The organism is Brucella sp. H1_1004 (assembly GCF_047308065.1).
In the GTDB taxonomy this organism is placed as follows: domain Bacteria; phylum Pseudomonadota; class Alphaproteobacteria; order Rhizobiales; family Rhizobiaceae; genus Brucella; species Brucella pseudogrignonensis_B.
This window is the reverse complement of the sequence record NZ_JAYKZA010000002.1, coordinates 2,037,311-2,053,250: the sequence shown is the minus strand read 5'-3', so window position 1 is coordinate 2,053,250 and position 15,940 is coordinate 2,037,311. Positions and strand designations below refer to the sequence as shown.

Below are 15,940 nucleotides of genomic sequence, written 5' to 3'. Positions count from 1 at the left end.
AAAGCGACTGCGCAGGACGCAATCGCTTTTTCTTGGAATTTGATCTGATCAGAGAATCATCAGAGGTTCGTCTTTAACCGGACGAATGGTCAGTGCTGTGCGGACGGAATCGACATTCGGTGCTGCCGTCAGCTCTTCGATGACGAAAGTCTGGAAGGTGTTGAGGTCACGGGCAACGCAATGCAACAGGAAATCAGATTCGCCCGAAACCATCCATGCGCGGCGTACCAACGGCCATTGCTTTGTCTTTTCCGCAAAAGCCTTCAAATCGGCATCTGCCTGACGATGCAAACCAACGGAACAGAAGGCTACCAGATCCTGACCGAGTGCGTTGCCGTTCAGGATGGCGCGATAACCACGAATGACGCCGCTTTCCTCAAGTTTGCGCACACGACGCAAGCAAGGAGGGGCGGAAATGCCGACTCGTTCAGCGAGTTCGACATTGGTGATGCGCCCGTCATTCTGGAGCTCCCGAAGGATTTTCCAATCGATGTCATCCAGATCAGCCTTAATAGGCATATAAAACTCCGCGCAAGGAAATTTCAGTCAATTGTAATTTTAAAACACTCAGCGCCTTCGTAGCGCAATGTAATCCTGCTCATACCAAAAGAAATCACAGGATGTAAACCGTCTAAAGCGTCGTTAGCGCATCCAGAACGTCCGTGTGAACAGGATAAAGATGGTGATAAGTTCAAGACGGCCAACCAGCATGAGGAAAGAAAGCACCCAAAGTGCCGGATCATGGATGGTTGAGAAGTTGCCGACAGGGCCAATAATATCGCCAAATCCGGGTCCGACATTGGAGAGTGCGGTCAGCGCGCCCGTGAAGGCCGATACAAAATCGAGGCCGAGGGATGCCAGCAGAACCGCGCCGATAACCAGCGATGCAATGTAGAGAAACAAATAGAGCAGGACGTTCTGCGCTATTTCGCCCGACACTTCTGACGAGCCGTAGCGAATTTTTATGACGGCGTGTGGCATGACAAGGCGCGCGAGATTGGCCCGTGTCAGGTTCCACAAGATGATCAGTCGGTTCATTTTGATGCCGCCGGAGGTCGATCCTGCACAGCCGCCCAGAAAACTTGCGAGGAAGAAAATGCCGATGGCTGGCGGTCCCCACAGCGAATAATCTTCTGTTGTGAAGCCGGTCGTGGTGATGACCGAGACAAAATGAAACGATGCAGCAATCAGTGCGTCACCAAACGGAATATGCGTGCCAAGCCGTAAGACGATTGCAAGAATGAAGCTGAAACCGACGACAATCGTGAAGAAGAGCTTCACTTGAGGGTCTTTTAACAGCTCAGTCCGGCGCGGCATGAATGCTTTGATGTAAAGAATAAACGGCAAGGCTGACAGAACCATGAACACGGTGGAGACGACCAGCAGCATTCGATTGCCTTCATAATAGGCGAAAGAATTATCATGCGTGGAAAAGCCAGCCGTGGCGACAGTCGCCAAACCGTGGTTAACAGCGTCAAAAATGCTCATGCCGACGGCAAAATACGCGATCATGCAGGCTGCGGTCAGGCTGAGATAAGCGGTGACGATACCAAGCGCGATCTGGTTCATTCGCGGCAGGATCTTTTCCGACTTATCGGAGTTTTCCATATGAAAAAGCGCAAGCCCACCGGCACGCAGCGATGGCAGCATCAAAAGTGCCAAACCAATGAAGCCGACGCCACCAATCCAGCAAAGAAGCGAGCGCCACAACAAAATACCGCGCTGCATGTCGTCGAGATTGATAAGCGCCGTCGCACCTGTCGATGTTACGCCTGACATGCTTTCAAAAAAGGCCGTCGCATAACTGATCGGCAGATGTGAGAAGTAGAGCGGTATCGAGCCGAGAAAGCTTGCTGTCAGCCACAAAGACGCTGTCAGCAGAAAGCCAAGGCGCGGCGTGAAGCGGGTATTCTGATTTTGTGTCGCAAGAAAAATAAGGAGAGATATTGCGCCTGTTGCTGCAGCCGAGCGGATAAAGATCAGCCAGTCGTCGCTGCCATCACGCAGGTCGATAGCCGCAGGCAACAACATTGCAACAGCCATCACGAGGCCGAAGCGCGCACAGATATTGGCGACTGTCTTATAAATGGCGGTCGGCTCCAGCGTTTCCTGAAATTAGCTTCGCTTCTTGAGTGTTTAACGTGGGAGTTGGCCCGCTGCAATGCAGGTGTGATCTAAAGCTCCTCTGAAAGACGACAAGATATTGGGGATTGTTGTTCAAATCCCGGTCTTGCCTTGCAATGGTAAGTTCACGGACCTACCTTGGCCTTAATATCAGGGCATGGGCTTGGTTGAGCGCGAGAGCGATTCTGTTAAGCCAGCTGCCCGCAAATCAAATCGATTTTTGGGACCGGAGAATTACCCATGTCACAGCGTCATGCGCCCGTCATTATCATCGGCTCAGGTCCGGCAGGTTATACGGCGGCGATTTATGCAGCGCGTGCGATGCTTAAACCGATTATCATTACCGGTTTACAGCAGGGTGGTCAGTTGATGATCACGACGGACGTGGAAAACTATCCTGGCTATGCCGAACCCGTGCAGGGTCCGTGGATGATGGACCAGATGGCAACGCAGGCCCAGAATGTTGGCGCGGAAATTGTCTATGACATCATCACCGAAGTTGACACTCAATCACGTCCCTTCCGCCTGATTGGCGATGGCGGGACGGTTTATACCTGTGATGCGCTGATTATTGCCACGGGGGCTCAGGCCAAGTGGCTGGGCCTCGAGAGCGAACAGACCTTCATGGGCGGCGGCGTTTCGGCCTGTGCGACCTGTGACGGTTTCTTTTATCGCGGCAAGGATGTTGTGGTTGTTGGTGGCGGTAATACGGCTGTCGAAGAAGCGCTTTATCTTTCGCATATCGCAAAGAGCGTGACGGTTGTTCATCGCCGCGAAGGCTTCCGCGCTGAAAAGATTATGCAGGACCGTCTGCTGTCGCGCGATAACGTTAAGGTCGTCTGGAACAGCGTCATTGATGAGATCGTCGGCACTGAAGCCAAGCCGCCTGTGGGCGCGACCGTGACCGGCGTGCGCCTGAAGAATGTTGTCACCGGCGAGACGGCTCTTCACGACGCTCATGGCGTTTTCATCGCTATCGGCCACGCACCTGCGGTTTCTTTGTTCGAGGGCAAACTTAAGCAGAAGCCAAACGGCTATCTGTGGACTGCGCCTGATTCGACCGCCACCGATGTCCCTGGTATTTTTGCTGCTGGTGACGTCACTGATGATATTTACCGGCAGGCTGTAACGGCAGCGGGTATGGGTTGCATGGCTGCTCTGGAAGCAGAGCGCTATCTGGCTGCACAGGAACCGCTGCACGAAGCTGCGGAGTAATGAGAGGGGGAGAAGGTGGTCGCACCACTCGACTGGGATAAACTGCGCATCTTCCACGCTGCCGCAGAGGCGGGGTCCTTTACCCATGCCGCGCAGACGCTGCATTTGTCGCAATCGGCTATTTCGCGACAAGTCAGCGCGTTGGAGCTTGATGTCGGCGTTCCGTTGTTCCATCGCCATGCACGTGGCCTTATTCTGACGGAGCAGGGCGAAACGCTCTATCGCACAGCGCATGATGTGCTGATGAAGCTCGAAAATGTCCGCTCCAAACTTGCCGAAAGCAAGGAGAAGCCGACGGGGCGCCTGCGGGTGACCACAACGGTCGGCCTTGGCTCCGGCTGGCTGATTGAGCGCATTCAGGAGTTCGTTGAGCTTTATCCGGATATTCAGTTGCAGCTTATCCTCGACAATGAGGAACTGGATCTGACGATGCGTCACGCGGATTGCGCAATTCGTTTGCGTCAGCCACAGCAGCCGGACCTGATCCAGCGTCGTCTGTTCACCGTGCATATGCACGTCTATGCATCGGCGGGTTATGTTTCCAAGCATGGAAAGCTTAATTCCATCGACGAAATCGACCAGCATCGCGTTGTGACATTCGGTGAGCCTGCGCCGAGCTATCTGACAGGGTTGAACTGGTTGGAAGTTGCAGGTCGCACGGACGGAAGCGCACGTATTCCTGTCTTGCAGGTCAATAATCTTCTGTCCGTGCGTCGTGCTGTGCAGCGCGGCGTCGGCATGGCGGTTCTGCCTGATTACATGGCTGACAAGGAATCAGGTCTGGTGCAGCTGCTGCCTGATCTTGAGGAAATTCCATCCTTCGACACATTTTTCTGCTACCCGGAGGCGTTGAAGAATTCGGCTAAGCTTCATGCTTTCCGCGACTTCCTGTTTTCAAAGGCGCGTAACTGGACCTATTGATCGGTTTCAAAGAGTGAGAAAAGGCCGCGGAGGGTTGCTTACGCGGCCTTTTTCTATCGAGTGTTGTTAAGCGGGCAGGTTTTCTTGAGGTTTTAGCTGTTCCCGGTTGAGATTGTTCGGGTAAACCTCATGCATGACATCATCGATGACGTGATGTGTCAGTGTTTCAATCTCAATTATTTTGCTTGTCGCTTTGTTATCAAGATCATGAATGACCCCACCGACAATCCGGTCGCCGGGAAGTTCACGATCTATTGCATGTGCTACAAATCCCGCTGACGGTGCCCAGACATAGCTTATTCCTGCCACTTCACCCGACCACGCCCGATGAAGGTGCCCGCTGGCGTGAAGCTTCACATTATGACGTGCGAAAAGTTCCATCAAGCGCTGGCGTGGCATAGGCGGGATACCCCAGAGCCCGGTTTCGCCTTCATCCGGCCGGTCAATGAATAGTGGCTTGTGCCCAAAAACCGCAACGGGGCGACCTTCGCTTTGGTTGAGCTGTTTTTCAAGCCACTGGAATTGCACTTCTTCCAGCGCCGAGCCATCGCCTATTATCAGACTGTTGAGGCCGATAAGCAGCCATTTTCCGAAATTCAGTGTCCAGTATTCAGGGCCGAAATGGTCGCGCCAGCGTTGTAAGCGTTCGACATTAACTGGCTGCCTGCTTGCCGGTAAATGGCCGATGTCATGATTACCTGGCAGGCACAGCATCGGAGCGGGAAGGTCTGTCATCAGCTCACGACAGAAGATCAGATCGGCTTCCACATCAGCGCCATCTATTGTGAAGTCGCCAGTATGGATAATGAGGTCCGGTTTCTGATCAGCGATCCAGTCAATGAGTGGTGACCAGTTGCCATTGAAGTGCGGCTTGGTTGGGCTGAGATGGGTGTCGGTAATCTGGATGATCCGCAAGATAGGCTCCGGCGCAGCGCGATGGGGGAAGGGGGCTAGGAATTTTAAACGGTATCTAGGAGCCTATCATGACAGATCGGTTGCAGCTGGATGATTGTTTAATGACAGCTGTCAGTTGGCCTGATTTGCTTGTCGGTGTGATTTTTTGCCATTTTATGAGGCATACATTATAGCTATGTGCCTTTCGTTTAGGCGGCTCATGAGTGGGGAATAAAGAAACATACTCGGTTGGTTAACGTTCAAGGTTTTGATTTTAAATGATAATATCGAATGAAGAAGCCATGCAAAAAATGCATGGCTGCATTGTGCTAAAGTTGAGTTGCAAAAACAATAATCACGATGCATAAAGAATGCATCTCAGCGCTGCGTTTCCTCCTCCCATTTGCGCGCGCTGAGTGTTCCCCTCTGGAGGTTTGCCTCAATGGCACCTTCAAAACTCAAAGCCAGACACTTGTCTGGCTTTTTTTTTGGCTTTGCGCCGGGCAGATGATTTTTTAAGAGAAATGCAGATACGAAAAAGGGGCCATTCGGCCCCTTCGTCATGTCATAATAAAAGTATTTAGCGCAGGCTTGCGCAGAAACGCTGAATGCGTGTGCAGGCTTCTTCGAGCAGCTCATCCGAAGTTGCATAGGAAATGCGGAAGTTTGGTCCAAGACCGAACGCCGAACCGTGAACAACGGCAACGCCTTCTGCTTCGAGCAGTTCGGTGACAAAGTCTTCGTCGGTTTCGATAACTTTGCCAGCTTCTGTCTTCTTGCCGATCAGCCCAGCGCATGACGGATACACGTAGAACGCACCTTCAGGTGTTGGGCAATGAATGCCGGTTGCCTGATTGAGCATGGAGACGACCAGATCGCGACGCGCCTGGAAGATTTCCTTGTTCTTCGGGATGAAGTCCTGCGTGCCGTTCAGTGCTTCAACAGCAGCCCACTGAGCGATGGAGCAAGCGCCGGAGGTCTGCTGACCCTGCACCATATCCATAGCCTTGATGAGTTGCAGCGGGCCTGCTGCATAACCAATACGCCAGCCGGTCATTGCATAGGCCTTTGACACGCCGTTCATGGTCAGCGTGCGGTCATAAAGCGATGGCTCAACCTGTGCAGGCGTGGTGAAGACGAAATCGCCATAAACGAGATGTTCATACATGTCGTCGGTGAGGATCCACACCTGCGGATGACGCACGAGAACGTCGGTCAGTGCCTTCAGTTCGGATTCTGTGTATGCCGAGCCTGTTGGGTTCGATGGCGAGTTGAAGATCAACCACTTTGTCTTTGGCGTGATCGCCTTTTCGAGATCGGCTGCGGTCAGCTTGAAATTGTCTTCGATCTTCGTGTTGACGAAAACCGGGGTGCCGCCGTTGATCGCAACCATTTCCGGGTAGCTGACCCAGTATGGCGCAGGAACGATGACTTCATCACCTGGGTTCAGGGTTGCCATGAAAGCGTTGAACAGGATCTGCTTGCCGCCGGTGCCGACGATGACCTGTTCTGGCTTATAGTCGAGACCGTTTTCGCGCTTGAACTTGGCAACGATGGCCTGACGCAGCTCAGGAATGCCAGCAACTGGGGTGTACTTTGTTTCGCCGCGATTGATCGCGTCGATAGCAGCCTGCTTGATATTATCCGGTGTATCGAAATCGGGTTCACCCGCTCCGAGACCAATCACGTCCTTGCCCTTGGCTTTCAATTCACGTGCTTTCTGGCTGACCGCGATGGTCGCAGATGGTTTTACACGGGAAAGGGCGTCGGCGAGAAATGCCATGATAGATCTCCATAGATGGCAGGATCAGATAACCGGCACCGGGCGTGGTCCGGTCTTGCGGGCTTTCTATGTCGCATTGCCGCACGAATCGCAACAAAAGCTTTGCAGTTTCGCAACAAATTCTGCGGTCTCGCGCAATTGTGTTGCTTAAAAGTTCTTATCCATAAGCGATCCGCGCCTATTCGTTCAACGAAACTGATTGGACAGCTTGCAACAGCATCGACATGTTATAGCTGCACAGGAGAAGCAGATGCTCACGATCTATTCACAGCCAGATTCTGGAAATTGTTATAAGCCACGGCTTTTGCTTGCGAAACTCGGCAAGCCTTTTAAGCACATCGCGGTTTCCGCGCTTGATGGTTCGACCCGAACGCCGGAATATTTGGCCAAAAATCCAAACGGCAAGGTTCCGTTGCTCGAACTTGAAGACGGGCGCTTCATTGCCGAATCAAATGCACTTCTTCTTCATCTGGCAGAAGGCACGGCCTATCTGCCAAAAGATGCCTATGAGCGTGCGCTCGTCTATCAGTGGCTGTTTTTCGAGCAATATAGCCATGAGCCTTATATTGCGGTGCGCCGTGCTTTGATGATTTATCCGGAGCGCGCATGTGATGCGACGCCTGAACGATTGGCATCAACGCTTGTTGGTGGCGAAAAGGCGCTCAGCGTGATGGAAACACAGCTCAAGAAAACGCCGTTTTTGGCAGGCGATACCATAAGCATCGCCGATATTGCACTCTATGCTTATACCCATGAGGCCCATCGCGGTGGCTTCATTATGGACCAGTATCCGGCTGTTCAGACGTGGCTTGCGCGTGTGGCTACCGATAAAGGCCATGTTCCGATGGATTGGCTGCCCTGAATTTCGATCAAGAAAAAGGCGGGGTGTTACCCCGCCTTTTTCTTTGCTTTATGGGCAAAACTTATACTGCGACGAGGTTGTCTGCAGATGAACGACCCGAACGACGGTCTTCAACGATTTCGAAAGAAATCTTCTGACCTTCGTCAAGCGTGGTCAGACCAGCGCGCTGAACAGCAGAGATGTGGACGAAAATGTCCGTGCTGCCCTGATCAGGCTGAATGAAGCCGAAGCCCTTGGTCGTGTTAAACCACTTAACTGTTCCCGTAGCCATGGGAAATTCCTTTGTAACATTAGTAGTCGTTAGTCCGTATGCTTCGCACACGTCCCTGTGGATCGAATTTATGGACAGGAGATCGTCAGGAAGCACGGCAGGCCGGGCGGGTCGCAAAGTCACTTGACCGAAAAATCGATAGGCGAACTATATGCGACAAATTTGACCTGCACAAGACAGGCTTTGCACTCTCTAAAGGTCTATTTTCGTAATGCTTTTTCTCATTTCTTCGGTTCTGCGAGTAAAGGTATTTGTGAGAAGAGTTGTGGTCACTCCATATTTTTCAGAAGGTTTTTAGAGTGTCTCGCTCTATCCTCGCGTGAAAGTTACATCTTATATGTACTCAAGGCCGCGCGAGTCGTTGAAAACAACAGGGTTCTGTCTGGTTTTGGTCACTATATTTCGTCAGTAATAGCGGCAACGTGAAATCGTACATGCGATGAGGAAAGACGTGGTATCCCAGTCAAAGCAGGATGAGCCGCAAGGCGTCGATCGTCGCCTTACGAAGCCGCAAGGCGAAGTGATGCCCGACGGCAACGATCTTTTCTCGCAAGTTCGCATGATGATGAGCGCATTCTGGGTCTCTCCGGTGCGCAATCAGCTTATTGCTCTGGGAACGGGCATATTTGCGCTGATTGTTCTGATTGCGGTTGGGCAGGTGGCGATCAATCGCTGGAATGTGCCTTTCTATAATGCGTTGTCTGATCGCAATCTGAGTGCCTTCTTCCATCAGCTGCTGATTTTCTTCGCGATTGCAGGCACGGTTCTCATTCTGAATGTGTCGCAGACTTGGCTGAACCAGATGTTCAAGCTGAAATTGCGTGATGGGCTGGCACGAGATCTCGTTGGTCAATGGTTGAAGCCGGGGCGGGCGTTTCGTTTGGCAAAGGCGGGCGAGATCGGTATTAATCCCGATCAGCGTTTGCAGGAAGATGCGCGGCATCTCGCGGAGACAACCAGCGATCTCGGCATCAACTTGCTGCAATCGACGGTTATTCTTGTAAGCTTCGTCGGTGTGCTGTGGTCACTTTCGAGCGGTTTTGTATTTCATGTCTGGGGCTATAGCTTTTCTATTCCCGGTTACATGGTTTGGGCGGCTGTGTTTTATGCAGGCTCCGCTTCACTGCTTTCCTGGTTTGTCGGTCGTAGCCTCGTTAATCACAATGCAGACCGCTACGCGCGCGAGGCTGATTTCCGCTTTTCGCTGATGCGCGTGAACGAACATATTGATGCCGTGACGCTGGCGCGTGGTGAGGCCGATGAGCGCCGCAGGCTGGATCGCGATCTTGACGCTGTGCTGCTCGCTATCAAGCGTATCGTCATTGCCACGACTAATCTCACATGGGTTACGGCAGGTTATGGCTGGTTTACCATTGTTGCGCCGATCCTCGTGGCTGCCCCTGTTTATTTCTCTGGTGGGCTGACATTTGGCGGCCTGATGATGGCGGTTGGTGCCTTCACGCAGGTGCATAATTCGTTGCGCTGGTTTGTCGATAATTTTGGTGCGATTGCTGACTGGCGGGCAACGCTTCTGCGTGTCGCGAGCTTTCGGCAGGCGATTTTGCGCATGGATGAAATTGGCCATCTTGATCGACAGATTACCGTCGAGACCAATACGAATGAGCAATTGACGATGGATAACCTGTCGATTGCAGCACCAGATGGCTGCCTTAATCTGGTTGAGAAGAAGGTCGTCATAAACCCCGGTGAACGTCTGCTTGTGACGGGTGCCACAGAATCTGAGCGAAGCATGCTCTTCCGCGCACTCGGTGGCCTATGGCCTTGGGGCAGTGGACGGATTGGCTTGCCTGCGGGCGACCGCGTGGTTTTCATTCCGCATGCGCCTTACATACCGCCGGGCAACTTGCATGATGCGGTTGTCTATCCTCTCAACGCTGCCGATTTTTCAAAAAGTCAGGTTGCTGAGGTTTTGAGATTAGCCGGGCTTGAGCGACTGGCGCCGCAAATTGATCGTGTATTGCGCTGGGACCGGACATTGACGGCTGATGAGCAACAAAGCCTCGCTTTGGCAAGACTCGTGCTGCAAAATCCAAGCTGGATTGTGATTGATGGAACGCTTGATGGCATGGATGAAGATGCCCGCAAGCGCGCCTATGACCTTCTGGAAGGGCCGCTAAAACCCGCATCCGTGATACATATTGGCAAGGGACTGGGTCACAATGGCCTGTTTCCGAAAAAGCTGCATCTTGAGATAGATTTGGACGCTGATCCGTTGCGCTTGTCGCATCAGCAAGGCAGCTCTTGCTAGATAATTCCCTGTTTTGAGGCGACCCATCTATGGGTTGTCTTCTCGCTGGCTGTAAAGTGAATAAGGTGTGATCGCGGCTGATCTTAAACGTAATTATTCCATTTTTCGGTGGATTTGGAGAATTTATATGCTTTAATAAGTAGAGTTGCGTAATTGTAATTTTGTTTTATTCTTTCATTTATACTAAATTTTAGTTTTTCATCAAAATTTTCTAAGTAAGTTTGAACTACTTCTTTGATTATTATTTTCTCAGTGCTTTTATTTAAAAACTGTCGAACGTATTGCTTTCCATTAAGCGCAATATCTCGGCACGTCTCTTGGTTTGAAAGGCACCACTCATAAATCTCATTTATATCTGAAAGGTCCTGTTTAACAGGAATAAAGTGAACCCAAGGTTGCAGCGCACTTTCGCAAAACCAAGTTTCGCATGTTGGAGTTGGCATTAAGACAGTAGAATTAGAGGCCATCATCCATTTTAAACCGGTCGCTACATCATTGCCTTCCAAAGAGAGAAGAAACTTGGAAGAGAGCTGTTCTGCCATTGTCATTTTTGCGCCAATACAAGATTTTATAACATTGATTGGTATGTCGCTTGTATCATCATCAATCTGAACGATGCCGCTATACTTTAAATCTATTCCGTCAGCTAAATTCGATAAGCTTGCGACATGAAATCGCTGCGAATACTCATCCGATGGATTTCTCTTCTGAAATATACCTGTCGTGACGCCGCGCCATATGATTTTATTGTCCTTACTTTCAAACGGGCGGTCATCGCGTTTGAGATTCAATAAAGCGTTCCAATGATGCTTGCGGTCCAGTGGAAGCAGTACGCCTTTGGCGTCTTGGTCCTTTATAAGCCGAGACTTAACTATCGTGGGGCTTTCGAAGCGAACTCGGCTGTCGGCAGCATAAACAGAGAAACAAGAGCGTGGAGCGACTTCTGCGAAAAGCGCCTGCGCTTGCCTAATATAGGTTTTGTATAAATTCGGAAGTCCATTCTTAAGAATGTTATCATGTCGCTTTTTGATATTTTCCTTCGTTTCACATGTCCCACACAGCATTGGCCTATCATTGTGTGGTAAAGATGAAGGTTTATTCTGTATAGCGCCAGTGACGCCAGCAATATAAATTTCAATTCGTCGCTTGTCGAACTTGGAAAAAAACAATTTCACACTCATCTAAAAACTCGATATTTTTCTGTGAGTTTATTCTCATAAAATATATTTTCAAAACACAAAAGATCGCAGATACTTATCTGCGATCTTTTGTCATCATATGTGCGGCTTGTTAGGCGCGGAAGTAATCCTGAAGCGGACGAACTTCCATTGAGCCAGCCTTGAGTGCTGCAATGGCTTCTGCTGCAGCCTCTGCACCTGCCATGGTGGTGTAGTAAGGCAGCTTCTGCATCAAGGTTGCGCGGCGGATTGATTTGCTATCCGAAACAGCACTCGCACTGTCAGTCGTGTTGAAGACCAGATGGATCTGACGATTGCGGATCGCATCTTCAACATGCGGACGGCCTTCGATCACCTTGTTGATCTTGACAGCTTCAATGCCATTTTCTTCAAGGAACTTCTGCGTACCGCCGGTTGCCATGACCTTGAAGCCAATGCTTGCCAGCTTGCGGACCGGACCGAGTACACGTTGCTTGTCTTCATCGCGGACTGATACAAACACCGTGCCTTCACGTGGAAGCTCGACACCTGCGCCGAGCTGTGCCTTGGCGAAAGCCAATGCGTAATCGTAGTCGAGGCCCATAACTTCGCCGGTCGAACGCATTTCTGGTCCGAGCAATGTGTCTACACCCGGGAAGCGCGCGAATGGGAACACGGCTTCCTTGACAGCGATGTGCGGACGCGCACTTGGCTGTGGCTTGCCGCCATAGGCATTAATTGCTTCTTCAAGGCTTTCACCAGCCATGATGCGGGCTGCAACCTTGGCAATCGGGGTTCCGATGGTTTTTGCGACAAATGGAACGGTGCGCGATGCGCGTGGGTTTACTTCAAGAATGAAGATTTCATCATCCTTGATGGCGAACTGCACGTTCATCAGGCCGCCGACGTTGAGTGCCTTGGCAAGCAGTGCTGTCTGGCGTTCGAGTTCGGTGACAATGTCTTTCGAAAGCGTGTGGACTGGCAGCGAGCAGGCGCTGTCGCCGGAGTGAATACCAGCTTCTTCAATATGCTCCATGATGCCGGAAACAAAACTATTTTTGCCATCGCAAAGGCAATCAACATCCACTTCGATAGCCTGTGTCAGGTAGGTATCGAACAGAAGTGGGTTCTTTCCAAGCAGCGTGTTGATCTGGCCGGTCTTGTCGTTTGGATACTTAGCCTTGATGTCTTCTGGTACCAGTTCAGGAACGGTGTCGAGAAGATATGTCTGCAAGCCGCGTTCGTCATGAATGATCTGCATGGCACGGCCACCCAGAACATAAGATGGACGCACAACCAGCGGGAAGCCGAGGTCGGCAACAATCAGGCGAGCCTGCTCAACCGAATAGGCGATTCCGTTCTTTGGCTGGTTAAGGCCGAGCTTGATCAGGAGCTTCTGGAAGCGGTCACGGTCTTCTGCAAGATCGATTGCGTCAGGCGAGGTGCCGAGGATCGGAATGCCGGCCTTTTCCAGTGCATTGGCAAGCTTGAGCGGTGTCTGGCCACCGAACTGGACGATCACACCGTGCAACGTGCCTTTTTCCTGCTCAACGCGCAGAATTTCAAGCACGTCTTCGGCAGTCAGTGGCTCAAAGTAGAGACGATCCGAGGTGTCGTAATCGGTGGAAACTGTTTCCGGGTTGCAGTTGACCATGATGGCTTCATAATCGGCATCATTGAGCGCGAAGGCCGCATGGCAGCAGCAATAGTCGAATTCGATGCCCTGACCAATACGGTTTGGACCTCCACCGAGAATGACGACCTTCTTGCGATCCGAAACTTCTGCTTCTGAACGCGGCTGACCAACAAAAGGTGTTTCGTAGGTCGAGTACATATAGGCGGTTGGCGATGCAAATTCCGCAGCACATGTATCGATGCGCTTGTAAACCGGATGAACGTCCAGCTCGTTACGCTGCTTGGCCACGTCTTCCGCGTCCTTGCCCGTCAGGCTTGCAAGGCGCGCATCGGAGAAGCCCATGGACTTCAACATGCGCAGGTTTTCAGCGTCCTGCGGCAGGCCGTGTTCGCGGACGCGGGCTTCGGTTAGGACGATCTCTTCCATCTGCTCAAGGAACCATGGATCGATCTTCGATACCTCGTGGATCTGTTCAGTGGTCAGACCAAGGCGCATTGCTTGAGCGACCATGCGCAGACGATCCGGTGTTGGTGTGCCGATGGCCGCGCGGATCGCATTCTTTTCGTCGCCTTCTTCAATGTTTGGAATGGCGATTTCATCAAGACCAGTGAGACCGGTTTCAAGACCGCGAAGCGCCTTCTGCAAGCTTTCCTGGAAAGTACGGCCAATGGCCATAACTTCACCGACCGACTTCATAGCGGTGGTCAGGATTGGCGAAGAGCCGGGGAATTTTTCAAACGCAAAGCGTGGGATCTTGGTGACGACATAGTCAATCGATGGTTCAAACGATGCAGGTGTTGCGCCGCCGGTGATGTCGTTGTCCAACTCGTCCAGCGTGTAACCAACTGCAAGCTTGGCTGCGACTTTGGCAATCGGGAAGCCGGTTGCTTTGGATGCAAGTGCTGACGAACGCGATACGCGTGGGTTCATTTCGATGACGATCATACGGCCATTGGCTGGGTTGATCGCGAATTGAACATTCGAGCCGCCGGTTTCAACGCCGATTTCGCGCAGTACCGCAATCGAGGCGTTACGCATGATCTGGTATTCTTTGTCGGTCAGCGTCAGCGCAGGCGCTACGGTGATTGAGTCACCTGTATGCACGCCCATTGGGTCGAGGTTTTCGATCGAGCAGATGATGATGCAGTTATCCGCCTTGTCGCGGACAACTTCCATTTCATATTCTTTCCAGCCGAGAACCGATTCTTCGATCAGCACTTCGGTGGTTGGCGATGCATCGAGGCCGCGCTCAATGATCTCGAAAAATTCCTGCCGGTTATAGGCAATGCCGCCGCCGGTACCGCCGAGTGTGAAGCTTGGGCGGATGATCGCTGGCAGGCCAACGTAATCCATGGCCTGTGCGGCTTTAGCAAGCGCATGGCTCATGTAACGCTGTTTGCGTTCGACTTCGCCGAGCTGCCATTCGGTTTCAAGCTTGTCGAGCGCCTTGTCGAGTTCGTCGCCGGAATATTGCGATTTGACTTCGTTGCGCTTGGCTTCGTGACGCTTGCGGTCTTCGTCTTTGATTTCGGTTGCGTTCGCGAGCATGGAATTCGGCGTATCAAGGCCGATTTTTTCCATGGCTTCACGGAAAAGAGCGCGGTCTTCCGCTTTGTCGATGGCTTCAGCATTCGCACCGATCATCTCTACATTGTAGCGCTCGAGAACGCCCATGCGGCGGAGCGATAATGCAGTGTTGAGTGCGGTCTGACCACCCATTGTGGGAAGAAGCGCATCCGGGCGCTCTTTAGCAATAATTTTAGCAACCACTTCCGGGGTGATCGGCTCGATATAGGTCGCATCTGCCAGATCCGGATCGGTCATGATTGTGGCCGGATTGGAGTTGACGAGGATGATGCGGTAGCCTTCCTCTTTCAGCGCCTTACAAGCTTGCGTGCCGGAGTAATCGAACTCGCAAGCCTGACCGATAACAATTGGGCCCGCGCCGATGATCAGGATGGACTTGATATCTGTACGTTTCGGCATGGGGGCGTATCCTTGTTCTTAGCCTGCCAGAAAAGCCCGCGCGGATTTCCGGCGGGTTGGCAGAAGTATATTCTTTGGGCTAAGTGGGCCTTATAGGCAATGATGAGCCAAAGCGGAACCCCTTTAAACTAAATTCGTTATTATTTAAGGCATTTTTTATGAAGGAATTTTGGGCGCAATTCGGAAGATCAAGGCCATGTGTAACTGTTCTCTAGCATTTGCAACACACCGCCCCTTTCGTTTTAGATCGGGACGGCGAATTTTTGTCTATTGTGGCGACATATCGCTACCGAGGGTACAGGCTATATTTTTGAAGAAGCCTGTTATGTTCATACATCGTTTTGCACAATCGGTTGGTCCTAGATTGTCCTTTATGCAAGCATAGACCGGATTGGTCGATAATATTGCAGCAGTGAAGAGGCAGGCAATTGCCGTTTTTTTCATTTTTAAAATATCCTATTTAGAAGGTGCTTGTGTGCCAATCATGCAATAAGCAGTTTCCCAGAATGTTGCTTTGTCCATGCATTCGATGGCGCATTCTGCCGTAGATTTTGTGCAGGCAAACACTTCAGATGAAAATAGAATGCAGTTAATTGCTAAGATAAAAAATATACTTTTTTTCAAGGTCCTATTCTCCAAATCCCGCTTTATTTAGCGGTGTCCTCTAAATTACATTTTTTGATTGAACGCATAATCGTGATTCTGTGCCGGGCTATTATGGTCGGCAAAATTGAGTGAACTGGATCGGCTTACAGGATATTGACATTTTGCAGCTTAAAGCTGCTCTATAAAGCAATTAATGGAATTGTTTGCTGCGTGAAG

11 protein-coding genes and 1 pseudogene are annotated in these 15,940 nt (G+C 51.3%); 4 read left to right on the top strand and 8 right to left on the bottom strand.

Translation table 11 applies throughout. From position 1 onward, the window contains the following. Positions 1 to 48 precede the first annotated feature (48 nt). Positions 49 to 519 (bottom strand): Lrp/AsnC family transcriptional regulator, encoded by a 471-nt coding sequence (locus U2P60_RS17330; protein ID WP_007875947.1) that lies wholly within the window; start codon positions 517 to 519, stop codon positions 49 to 51. Positions 520 to 642: 123 nt separating this feature from the next. Then, positions 643 to 2,043, bottom strand: coding sequence for a TrkH family potassium uptake protein (locus U2P60_RS17325; protein ID WP_313826835.1), 1,401 nt, complete (start codon positions 2,041 to 2,043; stop codon positions 643 to 645). Between the two features lie 321 nt (positions 2,044 to 2,364). On the opposite strand from U2P60_RS17325, the gene trxB reads away from it, so the two are divergent. Both trxB and U2P60_RS17315 read left to right on the top strand, forming a co-directional pair. Beyond that, positions 2,365 to 3,339: a thioredoxin-disulfide reductase gene (gene trxB / locus U2P60_RS17320; RefSeq protein ID WP_413573495.1), complete on the top strand. Its 975-nt coding sequence runs from the start codon at positions 2,365 to 2,367 to the stop codon at positions 3,337 to 3,339. A 15-nt stretch (positions 3,340 to 3,354) separates the two neighbouring features. Continuing rightward, positions 3,355 to 4,260: a LysR family transcriptional regulator gene (locus tag U2P60_RS17315; protein ID WP_313826832.1), complete on the top strand. Its 906-nt coding sequence runs from the start codon at positions 3,355 to 3,357 to the stop codon at positions 4,258 to 4,260. 66 nt (positions 4,261 to 4,326) lie between these two features. On the opposite strand, the gene U2P60_RS17310 is transcribed toward U2P60_RS17315, so the two are convergent. The 3 genes and pseudogenes from U2P60_RS17310 to U2P60_RS17300 all read right to left on the bottom strand — a co-directional run bounded on the left by U2P60_RS17310 (position 4,327) and on the right by U2P60_RS17300 (position 6,937). Further along, positions 4,327 to 5,175: a metallophosphoesterase family protein gene (locus U2P60_RS17310; RefSeq protein WP_413573494.1), complete on the bottom strand. Its 849-nt coding sequence runs from the start codon at positions 5,173 to 5,175 to the stop codon at positions 4,327 to 4,329. Positions 5,176 to 5,509: 334 nt separating this feature from the next. Then, positions 5,510 to 5,718: pseudogene (locus U2P60_RS17305) on the bottom strand (hypothetical protein). A gap of 16 nt (positions 5,719 to 5,734) precedes the next feature. Further along, complete coding sequence (locus U2P60_RS17300; protein ID WP_313826830.1) at positions 5,735 to 6,937, bottom strand: pyridoxal phosphate-dependent aminotransferase; 1,203 nt, start codon at positions 6,935 to 6,937, stop codon at positions 5,735 to 5,737. A gap of 250 nt (positions 6,938 to 7,187) precedes the next feature. Between U2P60_RS17300 and U2P60_RS17295 the strand changes: the two genes are divergently transcribed. Then, the gene (locus tag U2P60_RS17295; RefSeq protein ID WP_413573493.1) at positions 7,188 to 7,799 is read left to right on the top strand and encodes a glutathione S-transferase family protein; all 612 of its coding nucleotides are present in this window, start codon (positions 7,188 to 7,190) and stop codon (positions 7,797 to 7,799) included. Between the two features lie 61 nt (positions 7,800 to 7,860). Here the strand turns inward: U2P60_RS17295 and U2P60_RS17290 are convergent, their stop codons facing one another. Beyond that, positions 7,861 to 8,070: a cold-shock protein gene (locus tag U2P60_RS17290; protein WP_250038802.1), complete on the bottom strand. Its 210-nt coding sequence runs from the start codon at positions 8,068 to 8,070 to the stop codon at positions 7,861 to 7,863. Between the two features lie 523 nt (positions 8,071 to 8,593). On the opposite strand from U2P60_RS17290, the gene U2P60_RS17285 reads away from it, so the two are divergent. Continuing rightward, positions 8,594 to 10,339, top strand: a complete 1,746-nt coding sequence (locus U2P60_RS17285; RefSeq protein ID WP_413573848.1) for an ABC transporter ATP-binding protein/permease — start codon at positions 8,594 to 8,596, stop codon at positions 10,337 to 10,339. Positions 10,340 to 10,422: 83 nt separating this feature from the next. On the opposite strand, the gene U2P60_RS17280 is transcribed toward U2P60_RS17285, so the two are convergent. Further along, entirely contained in the window at positions 10,423 to 11,520 is a 1,098-nt protein-coding gene (locus U2P60_RS17280; protein WP_413573492.1) for a glycosyl transferase family 90, read from the bottom strand. Between the two features lie 109 nt (positions 11,521 to 11,629). Continuing rightward, a complete protein-coding gene (carB, locus tag U2P60_RS17275) occupies positions 11,630 to 15,118 on the bottom strand; it encodes a carbamoyl-phosphate synthase large subunit (protein WP_413573491.1) in 3,489 nt (1,162 codons plus the stop codon). Positions 15,119 to 15,940: the final 822 nt, after the last annotated feature.